General features: G+C 68.7%; 21 protein-coding genes. 1 reads left to right on the forward strand and 20 read right to left on the reverse strand.

Going from position 1 to position 22842, the window contains the following annotated elements:
* The 9 genes from AB0M24_RS28675 to AB0M24_RS28715 form a co-directional block, all read right to left on the reverse strand.
* Positions 1-951 carry an LLM class F420-dependent oxidoreductase gene (locus AB0M24_RS28675; protein WP_363774429.1) on the reverse strand — a complete coding sequence of 317 codons (951 nt, stop codon included), beginning with the start codon at positions 949-951 and terminating at the stop codon, positions 1-3.
* Positions 952-1004: 53 nt separating this feature from the next.
* Complete coding sequence (locus AB0M24_RS28680; protein ID WP_363774432.1) at positions 1005-1661, reverse strand: O-methyltransferase; 657 nt, start codon at positions 1659-1661, stop codon at positions 1005-1007.
* 13 nt (positions 1662-1674) lie between these two features.
* Entirely contained in the window at positions 1675-2433 is a 759-nt protein-coding gene (locus tag AB0M24_RS28685; protein WP_363774435.1) for an L-tyrosine 3-hydroxylase, read from the reverse strand.
* Positions 2430-3905 (reverse strand): aromatic amino acid ammonia-lyase, encoded by a 1476-nt coding sequence (locus tag AB0M24_RS28690; RefSeq protein WP_363774437.1) that lies wholly within the window; start codon positions 3903-3905, stop codon positions 2430-2432. Before AB0M24_RS28690 ends, AB0M24_RS28685 begins: the two co-directional genes overlap by 4 nt.
* A gap of 124 nt (positions 3906-4029) precedes the next feature.
* Positions 4030-4755: an SDR family NAD(P)-dependent oxidoreductase gene (locus tag AB0M24_RS28695; protein ID WP_363774440.1), complete on the reverse strand. Its 726-nt coding sequence runs from the start codon at positions 4753-4755 to the stop codon at positions 4030-4032.
* Complete coding sequence (locus AB0M24_RS28700; RefSeq protein WP_363774442.1) at positions 4755-6170, reverse strand: AMP-binding protein; 1416 nt, start codon at positions 6168-6170, stop codon at positions 4755-4757. Before AB0M24_RS28700 ends, AB0M24_RS28695 begins: the two co-directional genes overlap by 1 nt.
* A 72-nt stretch (positions 6171-6242) precedes the next feature.
* Positions 6243-7031 (reverse strand): M23 family metallopeptidase, encoded by a 789-nt coding sequence (locus AB0M24_RS28705; RefSeq protein WP_363774445.1) that lies wholly within the window; start codon positions 7029-7031, stop codon positions 6243-6245.
* Positions 7032-8361: 1330 nt separating this feature from the next.
* Complete coding sequence (locus tag AB0M24_RS28710) at positions 8362-10476, reverse strand: transglycosylase domain-containing protein (protein ID WP_363774448.1); 2115 nt, start codon at positions 10474-10476, stop codon at positions 8362-8364.
* 98 nt (positions 10477-10574) lie between these two features.
* Entirely contained in the window at positions 10575-11603 is a 1029-nt protein-coding gene (locus AB0M24_RS28715) for a PfkB family carbohydrate kinase (RefSeq protein WP_363774451.1), read from the reverse strand.
* 52 nt (positions 11604-11655) lie between these two features.
* Between AB0M24_RS28715 and AB0M24_RS28720 the strand changes: the two genes are divergently transcribed.
* Complete coding sequence (locus AB0M24_RS28720; protein WP_363774454.1) at positions 11656-12849, forward strand: MFS transporter; 1194 nt, start codon at positions 11656-11658, stop codon at positions 12847-12849.
* Here the strand turns inward: AB0M24_RS28720 and AB0M24_RS28725 are convergent.
* From AB0M24_RS28725 to AB0M24_RS28775, 11 genes are read right to left on the reverse strand one after another with little or no spacing between them, the layout of a single operon-like run.
* The gene (locus AB0M24_RS28725) at positions 12824-13756 is read right to left on the reverse strand and encodes an amidohydrolase family protein (protein WP_363774457.1); all 933 of its coding nucleotides are present in this window, start codon (positions 13754-13756) and stop codon (positions 12824-12826) included. The two genes, AB0M24_RS28720 and AB0M24_RS28725, sit on opposite strands and share 26 nt — an antisense overlap.
* A complete protein-coding gene (locus AB0M24_RS28730) occupies positions 13756-14910 on the reverse strand; it encodes a monodechloroaminopyrrolnitrin synthase PrnB family protein (RefSeq protein ID WP_363774460.1) in 1155 nt (384 codons plus the stop codon). The genes AB0M24_RS28725 and AB0M24_RS28730 overlap by 1 nt, the downstream gene beginning before the upstream one ends.
* Positions 14900-15769 (reverse strand): fumarylacetoacetate hydrolase family protein, encoded by an 870-nt coding sequence (locus AB0M24_RS28735; RefSeq protein ID WP_363774463.1) that lies wholly within the window; start codon positions 15767-15769, stop codon positions 14900-14902. Before AB0M24_RS28735 ends, AB0M24_RS28730 begins: the two co-directional genes overlap by 11 nt.
* Positions 15766-16158, reverse strand: a complete 393-nt coding sequence (locus AB0M24_RS28740) for a RidA family protein (RefSeq protein ID WP_363774466.1) — start codon at positions 16156-16158, stop codon at positions 15766-15768. The genes AB0M24_RS28735 and AB0M24_RS28740 overlap by 4 nt, the downstream gene beginning before the upstream one ends.
* Positions 16159-16166: 8 nt before the next feature.
* Positions 16167-16547 carry a cupin domain-containing protein gene (locus AB0M24_RS28745; protein WP_363774468.1) on the reverse strand — a complete coding sequence of 127 codons (381 nt, stop codon included), beginning with the start codon at positions 16545-16547 and terminating at the stop codon, positions 16167-16169.
* Positions 16544-17020 carry a hypothetical protein gene (locus AB0M24_RS28750; RefSeq protein WP_363774471.1) on the reverse strand — a complete coding sequence of 159 codons (477 nt, stop codon included), beginning with the start codon at positions 17018-17020 and terminating at the stop codon, positions 16544-16546. Before AB0M24_RS28750 ends, AB0M24_RS28745 begins: the two co-directional genes overlap by 4 nt.
* Positions 17017-18561 carry an FAD-dependent monooxygenase gene (locus AB0M24_RS28755; protein WP_363774474.1) on the reverse strand — a complete coding sequence of 515 codons (1545 nt, stop codon included), beginning with the start codon at positions 18559-18561 and terminating at the stop codon, positions 17017-17019. The genes AB0M24_RS28750 and AB0M24_RS28755 overlap by 4 nt, the downstream gene beginning before the upstream one ends.
* Positions 18554-19261 (reverse strand): SDR family oxidoreductase, encoded by a 708-nt coding sequence (locus AB0M24_RS28760; protein WP_363774477.1) that lies wholly within the window; start codon positions 19259-19261, stop codon positions 18554-18556. Before AB0M24_RS28760 ends, AB0M24_RS28755 begins: the two co-directional genes overlap by 8 nt.
* Positions 19258-20295, reverse strand: a complete 1038-nt coding sequence (locus AB0M24_RS28765) for an Ldh family oxidoreductase (protein ID WP_363774479.1) — start codon at positions 20293-20295, stop codon at positions 19258-19260. Before AB0M24_RS28765 ends, AB0M24_RS28760 begins: the two co-directional genes overlap by 4 nt.
* Positions 20292-21674, reverse strand: a complete 1383-nt coding sequence (locus AB0M24_RS28770; protein ID WP_363774482.1) for an amino acid permease — start codon at positions 21672-21674, stop codon at positions 20292-20294. The genes AB0M24_RS28765 and AB0M24_RS28770 overlap by 4 nt, the downstream gene beginning before the upstream one ends.
* On the reverse strand, positions 21671-22750 hold the full coding sequence (locus AB0M24_RS28775; protein WP_363774485.1) for an aminotransferase class V-fold PLP-dependent enzyme: 1080 nt from the start codon (positions 22748-22750) through the stop codon (positions 21671-21673). The genes AB0M24_RS28770 and AB0M24_RS28775 overlap by 4 nt, the downstream gene beginning before the upstream one ends.
* Positions 22751-22842: the final 92 nt, after the last annotated feature.

Genomic DNA, 22842 nt, shown 5'->3' on the forward strand with positions numbered 1-22842 from the left:
CTAGGCCTTGGGTGCGAGCGCGCGTACCTGCTCGACCTGGTCGCCGCCGGTCGGGAGGAGCGCGATGATCGGGGTGTCGACGCCCGCGGCCTGGTACTCGGCGACGCGCGCCCGGCACTGGTCGAGCGACCCGTGCACGACCAGCGCGTCGACGACCTCGTCCGGGATGGACTTCGACGCGGCCTTGCGGTCGCCCGCCGCCCACGCCTCGTGCATCGGGCGCAGCACGTCGCCGCGGCCCAGCCAGTCGTGGAACGCCGCGTAGGCCGGCACGGTCAGGTAGGTGCTGATCAGCATGCGTCCCAGCGCACGGGCGGCGTCGGCGTCCTCGGTCGGGCACACGAAGATCCGCGCGGCGAGCTCGGCGTCGCCCAGCTCCTCCCGCACCTTCGCCACGTCGGTGGCGGCCAGCCAGTTCGTGATCGCGCCGTCGGCCTCACGAGCGGCCAGCCGCAGCATGTTCGGCCGCAGGGCAGCCAGCATGATCGGCACCTTCTCGGCCGGCGGGCGCTCCAGCTTGAAGCCCGAGACCTTGAACGTGTCGTACTCGGCGGTGACCTTCTCCCCCGCCAGCGCCGCCTTCAGGAAGCGCAGCGTGTCGCGAGTGCGCTTGAACGGCTCCTCGAACGGGATCGAGTTCCAGCGCTGCACGATCGCGGGCGACGACGAGCCGATGCCCAGCACGAACCGGCCACCGGTGACCTCGGCCATCGTCGCCGCGCTCATCGCCAGCGTCGCGGGGCCGCGCGTGTAGACCGGCACGATCGCCGGGCCGAAGCGCAGCTCGGAGGACCACTGCGCGGCCAGCGCGAGCGGCGTGAACGCGTCCGTCCCGGTCGTCTCGGCCGACCACACGTCCGTGTAGCCGAGCCCGGCGAGCTCGGACACCAGCGCGTGGTGCTCCAGCACCGGCACACCGATCAGCGGCAGCGTGATTCCCCAACGAGCCATGAACGCCTCCAAGTGCGCGACTTGAAGACCACCCTACCGACCGGTCGGTATGCTCACAACTTCCGAGCGAAAGTCAGTCCGTCCGCAATGGGCACCAGCACCGACTCCACGCGGGGGTCACGCCGCACGAACTGGTTGAACGCGTCGATCGCGGCCGCGTTGCCTTCAGGCTGCTCAGAGGCCACCTCGCCGTAGTACAGCGTGTTGTCCGCGAGCAGCAGGCCGCCCTGACGCACCCGTGGCACCAGCAGATCCCAGTAGTGCACGTACCCGACCTTGTCCGCGTCGATGAACACCAGGTCGATGACCGGCTCCTCGGGCAGCTCGGCCAGCGTCTGCGCGGCCGCCCCGAGTCGCAGGTCGATCCGGTCGCGCACGCCCGCCGCCTGCCACGCCTCCTCGGCGATCGCGGTCCACTCGGTGGAGATGTCGCAGGTGATGACCTTGCCGGACGGGGGAAGCGCCTGCGCGAACGCGAGCGTGGAGTACCCGGTGTACGTGCCGACCTCGACGATCGTCTGCGCGCCGGTGAGCTTGACCAGCAAGGACAGCAGAACGGCCTGCTCGTGCGGGATCTGCATCTCCGCCGAGTCGCCGAGTTCCAGCGTCCTCGCGATCAGCTTCTCCTGCACCGCGGTGGGCTGGCCTGCCTGTTTGCGCACGTACTGGTAGATCTGCGGGGTCATGACCACGGCCTTGAAGTCGTTCACGCGCGGCCTTCTTTCATAGTCGAGTGGCGAACGTCCTGAGTGTCTCTCCGTACTCGGGCCGAAGCGGGCGTTTCGCGAGGTCGTGGCCGATCGCGGACAGGACGGCGGCGCGGTGGGCGCGGTAGCGGCTCACGCACACGTTCTCCCGGCTGACGAGGAAGAACTCGTCGAACCGGGCGCGCTCGGCGTCGGTGGTGGGCACGCGCGTACGCCCCGACTCGCGCAGCAGCGAGTTGCCGCCGGGCACGAGTCTGCGCATGACCTCCATGTGTGCCAACAGGTTCGCCTTGCTCGCGGTGGAAAGCGGCGCGGCCGCCACGGGCCCCAGTGCGGTACGGGCCCGGCGCAGCAGGCCGGGCAGCTGCTCGTAGTCACGAGCCCACCGCCCGCTGAACGCCGGGTCGAACGCCATCATCATCGGCCGGATGACGTCCTCGTACACCTCACGGGAACAACTGCCCGAATAGGCCAGCATCACCGAGTACGCGTCATATCCAAGCGCAGTGAGGCGGACTAGTTGCGAATCAGGCTCGCGTATCAACCGATCGAGTGAAGCCGAAAGAAACCTCCAGACCAGGAATGCGCCGTGATGGCCGAGAAACCACCGGTGGACGGCTCGGTCCACCGCATCTTCCGGCGTTTCGACGTCGATGGGAATCTCATAACAGCCGTTCACGCACGGAATCAGTTCCGTACCCGGCATCGGCAGGCGCAGCACCGGCAGGTCGACCCACGTGTGTCCCCAGGCCGGCGCGCAGACGGGGGCGGTCATCGTTCACCCTCCACAATGGAGTCGAGCAGGTCCGCGACGCGGCCCAGAGCGGTGTCGAGCGGCCGGTCTTCCACGATCGGCGGCACCTCCTCGGCGATCCGGTCGAACACCTCCGCGAGCTTCGGGGCCTGCGGGCGGCGCGCACCGACGTGCACGGCCTGACGCAGCCCGATCGCGAGCCCGGCGTGCAGGTAGCGCAGCAGACCGGCCTGGTCGAGCGCGGTGAACGCGGCCTGGGTGCCGAACGGGACGACGTCCTGGTTGTGCAGGTTCGTCGGCAGGCTCTGCACCGAGGCGGGCGTGGCGGCGCGGCGCATCGCGGCCACGGTCGCCGTCGTGCACAGCTGAACGCCTTGCAACGCGTGGTGTTTGCCGGGCTGTGGGCTGAGCATCGGCGGCAACCCGTTGGTGCGATGGGGATCCACCAGGAGGTCGAGCTGACGTTCGGCCAGGTTGCCCAGCTGCGTCAGGGCGACGTTGAGCTGGTCGGCCGCGAACGCGCTGGGCTGACCGAAGAAGTTGCCGCCGTGCACGACTTCCTTCGTCTCCGGGAAGAACAACGGGTTGTCGCTCACGCCGTTGAGGTCGCGCCGCACCACCACGTCCGCGTGCCGCACGCTCGTTCCCGCCGCGCCGATCAGCTGAGGTGCGCAGCGGATGCTGTAGGCCTCCTGCAGCGGGCGCTCACCGGTCGGCGTGCTGCCTTCGAGCCAGGTCCTGATGGAGGCACCGGTGTCCGCGACGTCCGGGTGGCCGAACGCGGCCAGCAGCTCGACCGAGGCGAACTCCCTGCCGCAGCCCAGGACGTCGGTCATCAAGGCGGACAACAGCTCCGCGGTCCGGTGGGAACGATTCGCCTGTGCGACAGCGAGTCCGAGTGCTGCGGCGGTCACCGAAATGCCGTTGACCAACGCCAGCGCGTCCCGGCCGTCGAGCTGGAGCGGCACGAGCCCGGCCTGCGTGAGTGCCTCTCCCGCCGGCATGAGCTTGTTCTGGAAAAACGCATTCCCGTTGCCTCGCAACGCATGTGCGACGTACGCGAGCGGTTGGAGGTCTCCGCTCGCGCCGACCGAGCCGAGTCGTGGCACGGCCGGGGCGAACTCCGTGCCCAGCATGGCGATCAGCGCTTCGACGACGTGCTCCGACACGCCCGATCGCCCCTGCGCCAACGAGAACAGCCGCGCCAGCACGGCCGCGCGGGCGATCGCCGGTGGCATCAGCTCACCGTGCCCGACGATGTGGTGGATGATCGTGTTGTCGCTCTGACCTGCGCCGTCCTCGCGGCCCGCGAACTCGACGAGCGGGCCGAAACCCGTTGTGACACCGTAGATCGCGCGTCCGGAGCCGCTGACGTCGAGCACGAACTCGCGGCACCGCGCGACTCTCGCTCTCACGTCGCCGGACAGTTCGACGTGCAACGGATCGCACGCGAGCTCGAGGTGGGCAGGTTCGAGCGCCGCTGCCAAGTTCACGGCAGCGGAAGATGTTCCGACAGGCACGACGCCTCCTGTGGACGACGATTCGGGGAGCCTCTCGCGACGATCCCCGTTGACCTGTCGGCGAGGAAGGGCCTAAACGCTCTTACACGAAGAAATATCAGCCGTCCGAGGGCGTGACGAGTCCGCCGGAACGGTGATCGAACTCTCCGCTCACGATTCGGGCCAAAAGACCGGCCGACTGCTCCACCGGGGTGAACCTGCCCTGCGCGCGCTGTGTTCTCGCCCACTGCGCGATTTTGCGCAGCTCGGGGTCTTGCGCGCTTTCGTCGCAGCCGCGGTGCATCAGGCCGACGTCGACCATGCCGGGGTCGTAGCTCAGCACCGCGATCGGGCGTCGTTTGAGCTCGACCGCGACGTTCTCGGTCAGCTTGATCACGGCCGCCTTCGACACGGAGTACGCCGTGACGTAAGGCCAGCGGTGCACACCGGCGTTGCTGACCACGTTGATGATCCGCCCGCTCGTCATCGTGCGAATCGCCGCGTTCATGGCCGTCGCGGTGCCGCGCAGGTTCACCTCGAACGTGCGCCACCAGTCGTCCTCGTCGACCTCCCACGTCGGCCCGACCGGTCCGCCGAGCGCACCGTTGTTGACCAGCACGTCGAGGTGGCCGAGGCTCTCGATGAGCTTCGGCGTCGCGTGCGGGTCCGCGAGGTCCGCGACGTGCGTCCGGACGTCGACGCCTTTGGCCTTCAGCTCGGTTTCCGCCGCGTCGAGCGCCTTCTCGTCACGGCCGGTGATGACGAGCTCATGTCCTTGCGCACCAAGGACTTCCGCGAACGCCCTGCCGAGCTCTTTGGCGCCGCCGGTGACCAGGACGCGCACTAGTCGTCCTTCAGCAGCCGGCGCAGAATCTTGCCGGAGACCGACCTGGGTATCTCTTCCACGAACTCAACCTGGCGCACCTTCTTGAACGGCGCCACCTCCGCCGCCACGAACGCCATCAGCTCCTCGGCCGTGACGTCGCCTTGCGTCACCACGAAGGCCTTGGGCACCTCGCCGTTAACCCGATCGGGCGCACCTTTTACCGCAGCGTCCTTCACCTGTGGATGCTTGCGCAACAACGCTTCCAGCTCGGCGGGCGCGACCTGGTAGCCCTTGTACTTGATCATCTCCTTGACGCGGTCGACGACGTAGAACCGGCCATTCCGGACCCGCACCAGGTCGCCCGTCTTGAGCCATCCGTCCACGAAGGCCTGTCGCGTGGCCGCCTCGTCGTTCAGGTAGCCGTCCATGACCTGCGGGCCGCGGATGAGCATCTCGCCCTCGGTCGCGTCTTCGGTGGTGCCCGGTTCGACGATGCGCGCTTCGGTGCCCGGGCTGAGGACGCCGACGCTTCGCGGGTCGGTTTCCTCGTCGTCGTCGAACGTCTGGTGCGTGCCGCCCGCCTCGGTCAGGCCGTAGCCCTGCCGTACCGGGGCGTTCAGCTTCAGCTCGGCTCGCCTGCGCGTGTCCTCGTCGAGCGGGGCGGCGCCGCAGAGCACGAGCTTGAGATGCGTTGGGGTGGTTGGCGCTTCCTGGTCCGCGATGGCGGCGGCCAGCGGTGGCACGAGGAACGCGCGGGTGACCTTGTGGTCTTCGAGGCGTCGCAAGTACGTGCCGGCGTCGCTGCGGGGCATGGTGACGAGCGTGGCGCCGCCGAGCAGGCCCGAGTTGAGGATGATCGCGAAGCCGTAGATGTGGAAGAACGGCAGGTTCGCGGCGAGCACGTCGGTCTCGTCGATGCGCCAGCCCTGGCGTTGCTGCTCCAGGTTCGCGACGAGGGCTCGGTGACTCAGCTTGACGGCCTTGGTGAAACCCGTTGTGCCGCTGGAGAACAGGATCGCGGCGGTGTGTGCCGGGTCTGTTTCCGGCAGCTGTGCCGTGCCGTCTTCTGGCAAGTCGTCCAGGTCGAGCGTCCTGGTCACGTTCGCGAGGGTCTTCAGCTGCTCGATCTCTTGGGGTGTGAGCAGCGGGTTGATGAGCGCCGCCGTCGCTCCCGCGGCCATGATCGCGTGCAGTCCGACGGCGTACCTCGGCCTGTTCACACTCGTGATCGCGATGGTGTCGCCGGGCTTGATCCCTTGGGCGACAAGGCCTCTGGCGGTTGCCTCGACGGCTCTTTTGAGTTCGGCGTAGGTGATCGCCTCGTCCGAGACGGCGTCCTTCAGCGCGACCTTGTCGTTGTCGTGCACGAGAACATGTGCGGGGACCGTGATCGCAGGGACGGCCACCGCGGGCAGGGGGCTGCGGTAGATCACTTGCTCGGCTCCGGGTTTCCACGCCGCCCCGCCTCGGTGCGGGACGGCGTGGCCGGAGACTACTACTGGCCCCTAGAGGGAAACACCGCGCTCGGCGAGCCAGCCGACGGGGTTGATCTTCTGCCCGCCGCCGACCCACACCTCGAAGTGCAGGTGCGGCCCGGTCGACTGGCCGCGGTTGCCGATCGTCGCGATCTGCTGCCCGGCCTTGACCTTCGCACCCTGCGGCACGTCGATGGTGTTCATGTGCCCGTAGACGGTGATGGTGCCGTCCTCGTGCTGAACCCGCACCCACAGCCCGAACCCGGACGCGGGCCCGGCCTCGATGACCGTGCCGTCCATGGCGGCCACGATGGGCGTGCCGATGGCGTTGGCGATGTCGACACCGTTGTGGCTGGTACCCCAGCGGGCGCCGAAGCCGGACGTGAACGTGCCCTGCGCGGGCCTCACGCACTTAGGGCGCTTGGCCTCTTCCTCGGCCTTGATGCGCGCCTGCTCGGCCTTGAGCGCTTCCTGCTGCTTCGCGTAGGTGCCTTCCGCGGCCTTGAGCGCCTCGCGGACGGTGAACTGCACCTGAATCTGCTCGGCCTGCAGCAGCTTGCGCGTCTCACCACTGGCGTCAACGCTGTGGATCGTGGTGATGCCCTGCGGCTCGGGCTGCGCGGTCATGGCCGCCGCGAGGTCCTTCGTCGCGGCAACCGGAACGATGCGGTCGACGGGCGTGACCGTGGCCATCGCCTGTGCGAACCCGGCGCCGGCCAGGGCGCCCGCGGCCACGACAGCCGCTACGGCCTTCTTGCGGTCCAGGTCGACTCTGGCGATGACGTCTACCAGGTGGCCCTTCGCTCGATGCCGTGCCAAGACTTGCCTCCATGCACTCGGGGGAGTCCGGTAACCGCTCGTGCGTTTCGGGCTTTCATCGGCCTTGGCGCGGCTCGCTTCGGCTTCGGGGGCCTCTGGCGTGCAGAGCCGTTCAGGCTTCGGGGGCCTGTCGGGCGCTGCTTGCGGGCTCCTGGGTCCGTCAGCGGGGTTCGGGGCCCTGCTGGCGGGCTTGGTGGAGCCCTGGTCGGACTGGACCGTTTCGGGGGTGATCCGTGTCCTCGCGGTTATCGAACTGTGACATGCGGCAGGGAACGTAACCTCGCGTCACCGCGCCGGGCAAGCCATGTGGGCGTTTAGGTGACGAGGCCCACGGTTGGTGACGTAGCGTAGTGAGACGTGCTGGCGCTTGATTAACCCTCTTTGAACCAATCCCCGTCTTGGCGTTTGTACTGGTCAGTGCTTTATCGTGAAAGGCTGACGGCGGGGTTTGAGGGCTGGGTCACGCTGGGCGTGGTTACTTCGGGTGGCTGGGGCGCTGACGCGGCTCTTGCGGGTCGGCTTGCGTTGGCTGGTCGCGTTCCAGCGGGGTGGTCGCCGATGCGGAGTGGTCGCCTTCCAGCGTGGGCGCGCGGGTCCTTACGAGCTTGGTTTCGTCATCGCCGCTTCGCGACGATCGCGATCGGGCTTGACTTCGGGGCCCTTACGAGGCGCTCTGTCGGGCGGAAAAGGGCGGATGCTCCGCACCCGTCCGATCCGCGAAACGGTAGCACCTCGAACCCAAAGTCAAGCCCGATCGCTTCGCGTGCGTGGTTGCGTTTGTGCTGGTAGGTGCCGGTTATTACCGGCTTGCCGCGTTGGGCATGCTCTCGTTCGGGCTCGCTGCGCATCGCCCCTCGGGGTGCCTCGCCTTCGGCTTTGGCCCGCGTTGTTCGCCCGCACTCGGCTCGGCTTCGCCATCGCCGCTTGCCTTCGGCTTTGCGAGGAGCCGCGCGTGCCGCGCGGGACGTTGCGTGCTCGTGGTTCGGCTCCCGTACCTGATGCCTCCTGGCGGGCACTCCACCTGCCGGACGCACGCCCATCCCCAAAGTCCCCTCCCCCGCAGCTACGGCGGGTTGCTCCACCTTCCGCGCACACGCCCACCTGCCACCACTCCCCTTGCCGATGGCGTCAGCGGGTGCTCGCCCCAGCACGCCCCGGTCCACCCGCCACCGCTCCCCCAGCCGGTAGCGCCAGCGGGTGCTCGCCCCGCCACGCCCCCGTCCCGCCACAGCCCCCTGCCCAGGGCCACCTGGCGGGTGCGGGCAAAGCAAAGGGCCGCCGGACGCGGCTGGCGTCCGGCGGCCCTGCGATCAAACAGGCTCTGCTCGTCCTACTTGTAGCGTGCCGCTGCGGGCGGCAGCGGTACCGGGTCGGTGCCCTCGTGGATCACCTTCATCGCGCCGAACCACGTCGGCGCTGCTACCTGGCCGCCGTAGACGCCCGCGCTGCTGCCCGGGCAGAGGCGGATCGGGCTGGCGCAGATGACCTCGGGGTTGTTGCCGTCGGCGTAGGTCATGACGGCGCCCGCGTACTGCATGGTGGCGGCCATGAAGGCGACCGACTTGTGTTCCTCGGTCGTGCCGGTCTTGCCGATCATCTGACGGTTCCAGCCCGGCGGGACGGCGCCGGCGGCGGTTCCGGGCGAGACGACGTCGCGGGAGAGGCCCTGGGCCAGCGAGTAGGCGAGGTCCGGGGTCACGGCCTGCTCGCAGGGCTTTTCCTTGAGCGGGATTTCCTTGCCGTAGCGGTCGATGACCTTCTCCACCGGGGTGGGCGGGCACCAGGTGCCGCCGGAGACGATGGTGGCGGCGACGTTGGCCAGTTCGAGGACGCTGGTGGCACCGGGGCCGAGGGTGTAGGAGCCCGCGTTGGCCTGCTTCGTCCAGTCGCCCTGGGACGGGCCGTTGGAACCGTCCTGCTTCAGGGGCTCGCCGCCGCGGTTCACGCCGCTGAGCGTGTCGCGCATGCCCAGGCGGTAGGCCATGTCCACGACCTTGTTCAGGCCCGCCTTCTCCTGCAGGATCACGAAGCCCGTGTTCGGGGAGGTCGCGAGGGCCTGGGTGAGCGACATCTTGTCCGAGTAGGTGCCGGCGTTCTTGACCGTCCAGGGCGTGCCGCCGTTGGCGTAGGCCCTCGAGGTGTACGAACTGGGGACGTCGATCTGCTTGTCGATGCCGGTGACCCCGGCCTCCAGCGCGGCGGCGGCGGTGAAGACCTTGTTCACCGAGCCGGGACCGAACGGGAGGACCTCGGCGGGCACGGGGCGGGCGACCTGGCCGAGCTCGGCCTTGTTGCCGTAGTCGCGGGAGGCGACCAGGGCGCGGACGCGGTGCTTGTCCTTGCCGGGTTGGACGACCGACATGACGTTCGCGATGCCGTTCTGGGTCTTCGGGACCTGCTGCTCGGCCGACTGCTTCGCGGCCTTGGTGGCCTTCGGGTCCAGCGTGGTCTTGATGGTGAGGCCGCCGCGCTGCAGCTGCTTGTTCGTGATGCCCGCGGCGCGCAGGTAGTCGAGCAGGTAGTCGCAGAAGAAGCCGTAGATCGGGCCGTCGCCCGCGCCGACGCAGCCCTTGGGCAGCAGCTGCAGGTTGTCCACCACGCCCAGCGGCGCCGCCTTGTACTCCTCGGCCTTCTTCTGGGCCTCGGCGTGGTCGGCGCCGAACGAGCCGTTCTCGCGCATCTTGTCGATGACGATGTTGCGACGCTCCAGCGCCTTGTCGGGCGAGGCGCCGGGGTTGAGCGACGACGGGCGGTTCGCGATGGCGGCGAGCAGCGCGGCCTGCGGGACGGTCAGCTTGTCGGCCGTGGTGTTGAAGTACGCCTTGGACGCCGCGCCGACGCCGTAGGTCTGGTTGCCCAGCGGCACGATGTTCAGGTAGCCGGCGAGGATGTCGTCCTTCGACACCTCCTGCTCGAGCTGCAACGCGATGCGGGCCTCGCGCAGCTTGCGGCCGACCGTCGCCTCGGTGGCCTTCTCCCAGGCCTCCTGCTCGTTGTCGGCACCGAGCACGAACGCCATGTAGTTCTTGACGTACTGCTGCGTCAGCGTCGAGGCGCCCTGGGTCGCGCCACCGTCCACACCGGCCTTGGCGGCGGCACGGGCGATGCCCTGCCAGTCGACGCCGCGGTGCTCGTAGAACCGCTTGTCCTCGATCGCGAGGATCGCGGCCTTCATCGTGTCCGAGATCTGGGCGGAGGTCAGCGGGATGCGGTACTGGTCGTACAGGTAGGCGATCGGGTCGCCGTTCATGTCCTGGATGGTGGTGACGAGCGGCAGCTCCGCCTTCGCGAGATCACCGGACGTCTTGTCGACCTCGTCGGCCGCGCGGTTGGACGCGAGCCCGAGGCCTCCGACGAACGGGAACACCATCGCGGCGAGGAGGACGCCCGCAGTCAGGCACAACCCCAGCAACTTGACCAAGCCTGACGCGCGTGCGGCGAACAACCCGCAACTCCTTCCGAACCAAACCCCAGAAAGACTCTCTACGTATAAGTCGCGCGGGAGGCCCGTGAGGTTGCGTCCGCTGATCGACTGTTTTAAACCTACCGGAGCAATCGCAGCCCGATCGTCGGACTAGCCCTTCTCACCTCCACGCCCGCGTGATCCGGTAGCAGGTCGTCGAGGAAGCCGTACCGCGCCAGTTCCTCGTCCGCCCGCCTGCTCACCGTCCGCCACCACACCGCGATGTCACCCCACCCCGGCGCCGACAGCGAACCGCCGAAATGCTGCACGGACAGCGCCGCGCACAGGTTCGCGAACCGCACCCGGTGCTCCAGCGGCCACCCGGCGAGAGTGCCCATCACGAACCCGGCCCCAAACACGTCTCCGGCTCCCGTCGCGTCGAGCTGCGCCACGTTCAGCCCCGGCACGTCCACACATTCGCCGGTAGAGCTGTCGACGGCGACCGCTCCCCCGCCCCCGCGTGTGACGACCACCACTGGCACGTGCTCGGCCAGCTTGCGCGCCGCGTCCTCCGGCGAATCGGTCCGCGTGTAGCCCTGCGCCTCCACGTGGTTGGGCAGGAAGACGTCATATCCCTCAAGGCGCCGCAAAAGCTCCGGCGACCACGCCCCGGTGCGATCCCAGCCGATGTCCGCGAACAAGAGCGCGCCATTCTCCTTGGCCGTGCGCACCCACTGCTCGTCCTCACTCTGAATGTGCACAAAACATGCCCGAGCGGACGGCGGCGGACAGAACAGGTCGTCCGCGACAACGGGCGCCTTGTGCCCGTGCGTGACCATCGAACGGTCGCGCTCCATCGCCATCGACACGGTCACCGGCGAGTGCCACCCGTAAAAACGACGGCAGTAAGAAAGGTCGACGCCCTCCTGCTCGGCCAGCACGTCCCAGCAGAAGTCGCCGTACGCGTCCTCCCCGAACGCCGCCGCCAGCGCGGTGCGCAGCTCCAGCCGCCGCAGCGCCACCGCGAGGTTCGCGATCCCACCCGGACACGACCCGAGCCCCTCGGCCCACACCTCGGTCCCCGCGGCGGGTGGGCGGGGCAGGCCGGTGAAGATGATGTCGAGGAAGACGGTGCCGGTGAGCAGCACGTCGAAGTCCGGGTCAGCCATGCGGACAACCATGCCACCCGACACCGACATTCATGCGCTAAGAACAGTCCCCATGGGGGTTCCACTCAGAAGAAACGTCCAGTTCCAGCTGCTCTGGCTCGGCGGCGCGGTCTCGCAGCTCGGCACGCAGCTCACGACGTACGCGATGCCGCTGCTGATCTTCGCGGTCACCGGGTCGTACTTCTGGGCGGGTGTGATCGCGGGCGTGCGGGCGACCGCGCTCATCGTCGCCCAGATGCCGGCGGGAGTGTGGGTGGACCGCTGGGACCGCGGCAAGGTCCTCGTCATCAGCCAGACGACTCAGGCGGCGGTGGTCACCGCGATGGCCGCCAACGTCGTCACGGGCGCCAACTCCATTCCGCTCTTCCTCGTGCTCGCCGCGCTGGACGGCGTGTGCACCGCGTTCTCCGGACCCGCGCGGTCCACCGCGATCAAGTCCGTCGTGCCACCGGAGCAGCTCAAGACCGCCTACGCCCAGGAAGAAGCCCGCGGCCACACGGCGTGGCTCGCCGGCCCGTCGCTCGGCGCGCTGCTCTACGGGCTCGGCCGCGCGGTGCCGTTCGTCGCCGACGCCCTCTCCTTCTTAATAGCGGCCATCTGCGCGTGGTTCGCCAAGATCCCCGCACGCACCGAACAACGCCCACGGCAGCGCATGCACCAGGACGTCAAGGAGGCCTGGGCGTGGCTGTGGCGCCAGCGCGGCATGCGCAACGTCGTCGCGATCTTCCTGACGCTCAACCTGCTCGGCGGCGCCACGCTGATCCCGGTCGTCGCCACCGTCAAGGAACGCGGCGGATCCGACTGGCTGGTCGGCCTGGTGCTCACCGGCGTCGGCGTCGGCGGCGTGCTCGGGGCGCTCATCTCGCCGAGAGTCACGATCAGCCACGACCGGATCGTTGTCGGCGTGCTCGTCGTCTTCGGCGTGAGCAACCTGGCGATGGCACTGCCGTTCGGCGCGTGGTGGCCGTTCGCGCCGTTGATGGTCACGGCGGTCGCGACACCGTTGCTCAACGTCTCGGTGAGCGCGGTGTTCACGGCGTTGGTGCCTGACGACCTGATGGGACGGTTGGACGCGATCCTGACCTTCGCCGCACGAGCGCTCACGCCTCTCGCACCCGTGCTCGGTGCGTTCGCGGCGGACGTCGTCGGTGGTGCGGCCGCGGTGTTCGCGTTCGGCGCGCTGATCCTGGTCACGGCTCTCGTGGCGGCCTTCAGCGACCTCAGGACAACAGTCCCGCACGCATGATCACGTCCGCGTTGCCCGCGATCCGCGACCGCAGCTCCGGGTCGAGCCCCGCCAGCGGTTCGAACGGGTTGTCCAGCCCCATCGGGAACGGGTAGTCGCTGCCCAGCAGGAGGTGGTCGGCGCCGAACGTGGAGATCGCGAGGTCGACGAGCTCCGGCCGGTGCACCAGGCAGTCGCTCCACAGCCGCCGCACGACCTGCAGCGGGTCCTCCACGGTCGTGATGCCCGGCCGCGACGTCGAGACCCCGCGTGCCCACCGCGCCACGACCGACGGCACCACGCCGCCGCCGTGCACGAGGATGATCATCAGGCCTGGATGCCGGGTGAGGACGCCGCCGAGCACGAGCTGCGCGGTCGCGAGACCGGTCTCGACCGGGTTGCCCAGCAGGTTTCCCAGGTAGTGCCGGTCCAAGCGCTGATCAGGTGACTCGCCGGGGTGCAGCAGCAGGGGTTTGCGCCGCGCCGCCACAGCCGCCCAGAGCGGTTCGAACGACGGGTCGTCCAGCGCCAAGGACCCTCCACCGGCCGACGCCGTCCAGCCGACCGAGTCGCTGATGTCCGAGACCAGCTCGAAGGCGATCTCCGGGCGGTCGAACGGCAGGTAGGTGAGCCGGTCCAGCGCGGGCTCGGAGGCCACCCGCGCCCGCAGACCGTCGTCGAGGGCTCGCACCCACTCGCGAGTGCGCTCCGCGTCGAGGTGCTGCCGGTAGAGAGGTGGCGGCGCGGACACCCATGCTCGGTCCACGCCGTTGACGGCCAGATGGCGCGCGAGGGCACCGGCGTCGTACAGACCGGGCACTCCGACCCGATGCCCGTCCACGACCAGACGCCCGCCGACTTCCTCCACACCATCCACCTCGCACCCCATCAGGGGCGCCAAGTGCGTGTGCACGTCTGTGCTGTGCATCAGGCTCCGTCCAACAGTGCGCGGACGCGATCGATCACAGGCCGCGCGGTGTCCAGCCCAGGGCGCGACCGGGCCGCACGCAGGTCCCGAAGCCGCGCCAACGTCTCGATCACGACCTCCAACGGCGGACCGCTCGCCGTCATGTCGGTCTGCCGTTCCTCGGGCGCATGAGCCGCCGGTTCCTGCAGGAACGGCAGCACGAGCCGGTTGTGGTGGTACACGGTCGCGGCCCCGTGCTCGCGGCACGCGTCGAGCAGCAACGCGGCGTTCTCCTTCAACGGCGCCGAAATCCCCGCCGACAGCTCCTGTTCGACTTGCGCCAGCAACGACGGCAGCAACCCCAGGTCCCGCAGCAGCGGCAGGTCCGACGGCGCCACATAAGGAGTCTTGTCGAGCACGACCCACTGGTAGAACGGATCGTGCGGCGAGCACAGCCCGAGCAGCACGTCGATCGCGTTGATCGCCGCGAAGTCGCCCGCGTTCGCTCCCCGGTACTCCGCAGCGCCCACCCGGTAGCTCTTGAAGTACGGGCGGATGTTGTAGAAGAACCGGTCGACGTCGAGCTCGGCCGCGAGGACCTTGTTGTACTTCATGACGTCCCGCAACGCGGCCACGGCGTCCGCGAAGTGGTACGTGGCCAACGGGTTCGAGACGCCCAGAGCCGGAATGCTCAGCAACGCGAAAGCAGCCCGTCGATAGGCCATCACGGACAAACCGTTGTAGGTCAAGAAGATGCGTTCACTGTCCAAAGTGGTGAAACTGTTGAACGCGCCCCCGACGGCCCTGTTGCGGATGTGCTGGTGCGCCGACGAGAACCGCGGCGCGACCCCGAGCGACGACGCCAGCGCCTGGGCAAGCGGGGAGACGTCAGCCGGCGACACCTCGTGCCGCCGGCAGGCACCGAGGTAGAAGCCGATCATCCCGAGCAGCTCGTACCTGGCTTCCGGATCCGCCGGCAGCTCACGACGTTCGGCCACTCGCGCGATCAACGCTCCCCCGTCCCGCACGAGGAACGAGGTCAACGAGTCCACGTCGTCCCTATCCTGCAGAACGATGGCCTTCTCCGCGAAGTAGATCTCCTCCAGCGAGGTGTTGATCTCCTGGAACTCGCCCCGCAACCAGCGGTCGAGGTCGCCGATGACGCTATGCCGCACGGCTCACCAGCCGGTTCGTCAGCTCGCCGAGCCCGGACACCCGCGTCACCACCACATCTCCCTCGGCCAGGAACACCTGCGGATCCCGCGCGTTGCCGATTCCCGACGGCGTCCCGGTCAGCAGCACGTCGCCGGCCCGCAACGTCATCCCGCTGCTCAGCTCCGCGATCAGCCGCTCGACCGGGAACGCCATCTGCTTCGCCAGCGCGTCCTGCCGCAGCTCACCGTTGACCTCGCACTGGATCCGCAGCCCGGCAAAGTCGACAGCGTCCGAAGTCGTGATCCACGGACCGAGCGGCATGGTCGCGTCGATGCTCTTGCCCTTGAGCCACTGCCCGCCGTGCGCACGCTGCAGGTCACGCTGCGACACGTCGTTCGCCACGCAGAACCCGAAAACGTGCTGCCACGCCGAACTTTCCGGGATCGACCGCCCGTCGCGGCCGATGACCAGCGCGACCTCGGCCTCGTAGTCCCACTTCGACGACAACGAGCCGTCGTAAGCGATGTCGTCGTACGGCCCGATCACCGTGTCCGGTCCCTTGGTGAAGAACGTCGGGTGCCGCGGCCGTTCCACCGGGTCCTGACCCTCGCGCTTGCCGCGAGACTCCTCGAAGTGGTCCCAGTAGTTCCAGCCGGTGCACAGGACGTCCCGGTTGAACCGCTGCAACGGCGCCGCGAGCCGCACCTCGTTCAACGGCACGTGCGGCGTACGCTCGGAAGCGGCACGAACCTCGTCCAGAGTGCCGTCCCGGATGACGTCGTCGAGCGTGCCGAGCGCGGGCGGCAGCAACGCGATCTCGTCCTCGACGACCACGCCGAACCGCCGAACGCCCTCGTAGTACGCGGAAGCCAGCTTCACGGCAGCACCGCGATCGCGTTGATCTCGATCAGGTACTCGGGCTTCACGAACCCGGACACCTCGACCATCGTCGACGCCGGCGCCACCCCGGTGAAGTACTGCCTGCGCACCGCGTGGATCGCCTCGAAGTCGTCGATGTCGCGCACGTACACGTCGACCCGCGCGATGTCGTCGAGCTTGCCACCCGCGGCTTCGACAGCGGTGCGGAGGTTCTGGCACACCTGGTGCGTCTGCGCGGTGATGTCACCGACGCCGGTGATGCCGCCCTCGGCGTTGCGGGCGGTCATGCCCGAGATGAACACCAGCCGGCCCGGCGTCGCGGTGGTCGCCTGCGAGAAGTGCCCCAGCGGAACGGCGAGGTCGTCGGTGCGAATTTCCCTGCTGTGCATGGTTTTCCTCAGCGAGCGTCGTCGGGGTTGGTGTACCAGGAGGGCTGGACCGGGTAGTGCGGCCCGTCGTAGATCTCCAGCAGCACGGACTCCTCGTCCGCGTGCGTCGGTCCGTGCGCGCTGCCCTTGGGGTTCCAGTAGAACGAGCCCTCGGTGAGGGTCAGCCCCGTCGGCACGTAGGTGTAGCGGCCGCGCAGGCAGTACATGAACTGGTTGGACGCGTGCTCGTGCCGCGACGGAATCCCGGCCCCCTGCTGGAACCGGACCAGCGCGATCGACGCGCCGGTCTCCTCGTCACGCCAGAGCATCTTGTGCGACAGGCCTTCCAGCGACTTGTCCACCCACTCCAGATCCTTGGTCCGCAGCAGGATTTCCTCAGGGACGTTCACGGTTGTCCTCCCAGGTGCTTGAGCTCGATCACGCGGTCGCCGACCAGTACGAACCGCTCGGCTGGGTAAACCCGCACCACGTCGTTCTCGAACACGACGTCCAGCTGGGGCAGTGGATCCCCGGTCGCCTCCTCACCGAGGTCCTTCAGCTCGACGATTCGGTTGCGGTACGTGCGATCGCCGTCGTTGGTCAGCATGTGCACCGGCGAAACAGGCCGGTAGATCACGCCACCCTCGACTTCTTCGAGGTAGCGCGGCGGATCCCCGTTGAGCCAGTCCATGTGGCACGGCGAGGACTGCACGTTCAGCACGAGGTACGGGTTGTGGTGCAGGTGCCACGGCTGTGACTCGCCGGGCTCCAGCACGACTTCCCACACCCGCACCCTCGGGGTGTCGAGCAGCACGGTCTGCCCGACCTCGCCGAGCACGACCTGCGTTCCGTCGGGCGCGGTGACGATCTGGCCCGCGGTCATCGGGTGATCCGGAGGTAGGCGTCGCGGATCGGATCCTTCGTGGTGTCCGAGAGGTCGACGGGCAGAATCGCGGCGACGTGGCCGTCCGGGCGGACCAGGACAGCGGTGTCCGGCAGCACTCCAAGCCGACGAGCGGCACGCTCGCCGGGATCGAACAGGGCGTGGTCGCGCAAGCCGGAGTCGAGCGGTGCGTCCCAGCGGCTGACGAGGTAGCGCGCAAGTCCAGGAAGGCCGTCAGCAAGTACCGGCTTTCGCCTCACATCCGTGAAGTACAACGCCGCGAACGAATCCCGGACCAGGTCGTGCAGCCAGACCTGTCCACCGGACCCGAACACCGGCACGTCCGGCAGCCGATCCCCCACCCGCACCGGCTGCGGCACGTCACCGGCCGCGATCATCGACCAGTCGCCGCTGCCGTCCACGTCGAGGCTCACCCCGAGCAACGACCGCGTCACCGCCACTCCCCAGCGCCCACCGTCCATTGCGGACACATCACCCCGCCGGTCCATGTACGCCCGAGCCGCCTCGGCCATCTCCCCGGACCCGCGCACGGCCACCGGCGACTGCTCCCGCTCGTACCCGTCGAGCAACGACGCGTCAGCCCACCCGCGCAACACCCAGGCCAGCCGCCACGGCAGGTTCGACGCGTCCAGCACCCCGGTGTTCAGCCCTAGCGCCCACATCGGCGTGATCAGGTGCGCGGCGTCGCCCATCAGGAACACCCGCCCGTCCCGCCACCGATCGGCGACGCGGTGGTGCACCGGATACACGTTGGTCCCCAGCACCCGCAGGTCGTCCACGTCCCCGATGAACCGCCGTGCCTTCGCAGCCAACTCGTCACGACCCGGCTCCGGAGCGTCGGGCTCCAACGGGAACAGGAACCGCCAGCAGTGCGGCTGCCGGACCAGGACCATCCACTCGGAGGGATCACCGAAGTAGGCCAGGTAGGGGTAGTCGCGCGGGTTCGTGACGTCGAGGTCGACCTCCAGGTCCACGAGCACGTACCGCTGCGGCAACGTGTGCCCCTCGACCGTCACGCCGAGCGCCTCCCGCACCTGCGACCGCCCGCCGTCGCACGCCAGCAGATAGCTGCCGCGAACGCTTTCCCCGCCCTCCAAGTGCACGAGAACGTGGTCGGAAGACTGCGTGAACCCGGTGACGCGGTGTCCCATGTGGAGGGTTCCAGGTGGAAGCTGGTCGCGCAGCACGGGTTCCAGGTGGTGCTGCGGGATGTTGATGACGAACGGAAACCTGGTGTCGTCGACCAGCTCGCCGGTCAGCACGCTCGTCCGCGACACCCCGGTGGCCCGGTCGATGTCGCCGATCTCGTCGATCCGCAACGACGCCGCCAGCACCGGCTCGGCCACGCCGTAGCGGTGCAGCACCTCGATCGTGCGGGTCAGCACCGTGCCGGCCTTGGTGTCGAGCGAGAGCTGGTCGTCCTCCTCGAACACCACGACGTCGATCCCGTGGTGCAGCAACCCCAGCGCCGTGATCAGCCCGACCGGCCCGCCACCCGCGATGATCACCGGATCAGCCATGACGGCGCTCCAGCGTGGAACCGGACATCGTGGCCGCGTCGGACAGCAGGAACAACAACGGCCCCACGATGTCCTCCGGCAGTCCGATCCCGGTGGTCGCCTCCCAATGCACCCGCTCGGAGCCCTGGTTCGCCGCGCGGAACTGCGGGGTGTCGATCACGCCCGGGAACACCGTGTTGACCCGGATCCGGTGCTGCGCCACCTCGGCGGCCAGCGACTTCGCGAACGGGATCAGCGCGCCTTTGCTCGCCGCGTAGGCGGAAGCCTGCGCCCGGCCCGCGTGAGCCAGCCCCGAGGAGAACATCAGGATCGTGCCGTGCCGGCGTTCGATCATGTGCGGCAGAACCGCCTGACAGCACCAGACCACGCCGTCGAGGTTCACCGCGAGCGTGCGGCGCCATTCGAGCGGATCCGTGACGGCGACGTCCGCGCGGGGCTGAACCGCCGCCGCGCAGACCAGGGCGTCGATCCGGCCGTGCCGCGCCAGGACTTCCTCGACGGCGGCGAAGACGGCCGCGCGATCGGAGACGTCGACCCCGAGATGCGAGACGTGAGGGATCTTGCTGGTGGGTGGCACCACGTCGAACACCACCGAGTTCCCACCGGCTTCGGCATACCCGCGGGCGAGGGCGGCGCCGATGCCGTTGGACCCGCCGGTCACGACCAGAACTTCGCCGGAAGCGTCGAGAAACGTCTTCATGAGAGCTCCACTCCCAGGCTCTCGGCTGTCTTGTGCAACGCCATCAACACTCCCCCGTCCACCTGAATCCCCTTGCGCGCCGCCACCTCGGCCCGTTCCTGCTCCAGCTGCCCTGGCAGGTACACCCGCTCCACCCCAGGCCTCAGCGGCGACTTCGCGACACCCCGCACCAGCTTCACCGCCTTGGCCGCGAACAACTCTGCACCCCCGAACGCCTCCGGGTCGATCGCCAGGAAGAAGTGCGCGCAGTCGTTCGGCACACCCGTGTCGGCGTACAGCCCCCGCACCTCATCCCCCGACGCACCACCGGACAACACCCCGGTCAGCACGTCGATGATCAATGCGAGCCCGTACCCCTTCGGCCCACCGGAAGGCAGCAGCATCCCCTCCAGGGCCGCAACGGGATCCGTCGTCGGCACACCGTCACGATCGGTCGCCCACGTCACCGGGATGTCCCGGCCCTCGGAAGCCGCCAGCCGCACCTTGCCCAGCGCCGCCTCCGACAGCGCCATGTCCAGGACGACAGGAGGGAGTCCTGGCAACGGCACGGCGACCGCCAGCGGGTTGTTGCCCACGACCGGCCGCGCCCCGCCCGGCGCCGGCATCAACGGCCGGGTGTTCGCCGCCGCCACGCCGAGGCAACCCGCCGACGCCGCGGCGGAAGCAAACCGGAAAGCCGCGCCGAAGTGGAACGCGTGCCGTACCGCGACCGCGCCGATCCCGTACCGCTGGGCCTTGGAGACGGCCATCCGCATCGCGTGGTCGCCGCTCAGCACGCCGAGCCCGTGGTGGGCGTCGAGCGTGGCCACCGCACCGAAGTCGGTAACCACGACCGGTGACTCGACCAGGCTCACGGACCCGCGCCGGATGCGGTCGACGTACATCGGGACGAGCAACGCGCCGTGTGAGGCAACCCCGCGCATGTCCGCCGCCACAAGAGATTCCGCAACGACCGATGACGCCTCAGCGGACAGGCCGACCGCGCGGAAGATCCGCGCGATCGAGCCGGTCAGCCACTCCTGAGCCACGTTCACGAGACTTCGACCTTCTGCCTGCGCTTCAACACCGCGTGCACCACCAGCAGCACCACGAAGAACGGCACCCCGAACTGCCACGCGGGATCCAGGCCGGGCACGAAGTACGTCGAGACCAGCACGCCGGTCAGGAACACCGCGGCCAGCCCGGACGTCACCGGCGCGCCCTTCAACCGGACCGGCGCGTCGGGCAGGCCGAGCTGACGCCGCTTGTACCGGAACGTGAAGTGCGTGACCAGGATCAGGATCCACACGACGATCGCGGCGAAGATCGCGATGCCGAAGATCACCAGGTACGCGTCGGACTTCGACTGCCACGACAGGATCGCCGCGACCGCCATCCCCAGCGCGGACAACGCCAAAGCATTGCGCGGCACACCGTGAGCCGTCAGCTTCCCAGTCCACTTAGGAGCGAGCCGGTGCAACGCCAGCGAGTGCACCATGCGCGTCGCCACGTAGAGATTGGTGTTGGCGCTGGACAACGCGGCCGTGATCACGACGAAGTTCATGATCCCCGCGGCAGCCGGAATGCCGGCCGCTCCGAACACGCTCACGAACGGGCTCGACTGCAACGTTCCGCCTTGCGCCGCAACGGTCCACGGCACGACCGTGACGATCACCGTCATCGCGAGCACGTAGAACAACCCGAGCCGCAGGATCATCTGCCGGGCCGCACGAGGAATGTCCCGAGCGGGATCCTTCGACTCCGCCGCCGTCACCGACACCACCTCGGTGCCGATGTAGCTGAACAGCGCGAACACCATGGCCAGACCGAGCCCGGAGACGCCGTTGGGCAGGAAACCGCCGTGCGCGGTCAGGTTCGCCAATCCAGTCGCAGGCCTGGAAGGCAGACCGAAGAAGATGATGACCGCGCCGAGCACCACGAACACGGCGATCGCGGTGACCTTGATCGTCGAGAACCAGTACTCCAGCGTGCCGAACGCGCTGACCGTCGCCGCGTTGACCGTGAGGATCACCAGCGAGAACACCACGACCGGCGCCCACAAAGGGATCGAAGGCCACCAGTACTGGACGTAGATGCCGGCCGCGATCACCTCGCCGCCGACCGCGATGACCTGCCCCGCCCAGTACGTCCAGCGCACCACGAACCCGGCCCACGGACCGACGTAGGAGTGCGCGATCGAGCCGAACGCGCCCGCGTCGGGATGCGTCACGACCATCTCGGCCAGCGCCCAGCCGATGACCAGCGCGACCAGGCCGCTGATCACGTACGCGACGATCGCGGCGGGTCCCGCGTTGCTGATCGCGAGGGTCGACCCCAGGAACAGGCCGGTGCCGATCGCGCCCCCGATGCCGATCATGGCGAGCTGGCGCGAGTGCAGCTTTCTGGCGAGCTGCGGGCCTTCGCTTGTGGTCAAGTCAGCCTCCGGTAGTCCCGAACTGCGGTGACGAGGGCGTCGACGTCTTCGGTGGTGTTGTAGTAGTGCAATGCGATTCGGACGGCGTTTCCGCGCGGGCTCGTGACGATTCGGCGGCTGTTCAGATAAGCCGCCAGATCAGTCGGATTCTCATCGAGCAACGCTATTTGCGGGCCGCGCAGGGAATCGCAGAGCGGCGAGGAGAAGCGCTCGTCCTCCAGCGCGTGCTGCGCGTAGTGGCCGAGCCGGGTGACGTGTTTTCTGACGACGTGCGGGTCGAGCTCGCCCAGCACTCGCATGCCTGCCACCGCGCCGTACGCGGCGGGAATGGCGGGCGTGCCGGACTCGAAGCGCCGCGCGTGCTTCGGGTAGTCGAGCTCGCGCGGGTTGAAGCCGAACGGGTCGCGCCGGCCGAACCAGCCGGTCGCGGGCGGGTCGTAGGAGTCCTCCACCCCGGCGCGGACGTAGAGGAACGCGATGCCGGGAAGGCCGAGCAGGAACTTCAACGCCCCGGCGGCGAGGAAGTCGCAGCCGATCTCGCGCACGTCGATCGGCTCGACGCCGGCGCCCTGGTAGGCGTCGACGAACGTCGCGGCGCCTGCCTTCCGTGCTGCCGCGACGACCTCTTTCACCGGCAGGCGCGCGCCGTTGCGGTACGAGATCAGCGGGATCGAGACGATGCCGCAGGTCTCGTCGATCAACGCCAGATAGTCCTCCGGCTCGACGACGCCGCCGCGGTCCTCGACGTGGCTGACCTTGGCGCCGTTGGCCCGTTGCGCGAGCCACACGTGGGCGACGGACGGGAACTCCATGTCCGTCGTGACGATCCGGGAACGCAGGAACCAGTCCCGTGTGGACGCGACCTGGTAGGCAGCGTTGGACAGCGTCGGCACCACCGCGATCTCGTCGAGCGAAGCGTTGATCAGGTTCGCGAACAGCTGCCGGGCGCGGTCGACCTCGCTCATCCACAGTTCCCACGCGGCACCGTGCCGGAGCAACGTCTGCTGGTACTCCACCACCGCGTTGCCCAATGTGCGGGAAAAAGCGCCCTGGCTGCAGGAAGCCAGGTAGGTCATTTCCTTCAGGGCGGGGAATTGAGTTCTGAATTCCTCCGGCGTCGTCATGGAGGAAAGACTAGAAACGCGTGATGTCCCGCACTATCCGCTCA

The organism is Lentzea sp. NPDC051838 (assembly GCF_040681245.1).
Classification (GTDB): domain Bacteria; phylum Actinomycetota; class Actinomycetes; order Mycobacteriales; family Pseudonocardiaceae; genus Lentzea.

What these genes read in the sequence shown, in the direction of transcription:
- AB0M24_RS28775 (WP_363774485.1), bottom strand. Translation starts at nt 22,750, where the DNA reads ATGACCTACCTGGCTTCCTGCAGCCAGGGCGCTTTTTCCCGCACATTG.
- AB0M24_RS28750 (WP_363774471.1), bottom strand. Translation starts at nt 17,020, where the DNA reads ATGACCGCGGGCCAGATCGTCACCGCGCCCGACGGAACGCAGGTCGTG.
- AB0M24_RS28675 (WP_363774429.1), bottom strand. Translation starts at nt 951, where the DNA reads ATGGCTCGTTGGGGAATCACGCTGCCGCTGATCGGTGTGCCGGTGCTG.
- AB0M24_RS28740 (WP_363774466.1), bottom strand. Translation starts at nt 16,158, where the DNA reads ATGCACAGCAGGGAAATTCGCACCGACGACCTCGCCGTTCCGCTGGGG.
- AB0M24_RS28725 (WP_363774457.1), bottom strand. Translation starts at nt 13,756, where the DNA reads ATGCACAGCACAGACGTGCACACGCACTTGGCGCCCCTGATGGGGTGC.
- AB0M24_RS28685 (WP_363774435.1), bottom strand. Translation starts at nt 2,433, where the DNA reads ATGACCGCCCCCGTCTGCGCGCCGGCCTGGGGACACACGTGGGTCGAC.
- AB0M24_RS28720 (WP_363774454.1), top strand. Translation starts at nt 11,656, where the DNA reads ATGGGGGTTCCACTCAGAAGAAACGTCCAGTTCCAGCTGCTCTGGCTC.
- AB0M24_RS28715 (WP_363774451.1), bottom strand. Translation starts at nt 11,603, where the DNA reads ATGGCTGACCCGGACTTCGACGTGCTGCTCACCGGCACCGTCTTCCTC.
- AB0M24_RS28755 (WP_363774474.1), bottom strand. Translation starts at nt 18,561, where the DNA reads ATGGCTGATCCGGTGATCATCGCGGGTGGCGGGCCGGTCGGGCTGATC.
- AB0M24_RS28760 (WP_363774477.1), bottom strand. Translation starts at nt 19,261, where the DNA reads ATGAAGACGTTTCTCGACGCTTCCGGCGAAGTTCTGGTCGTGACCGGC.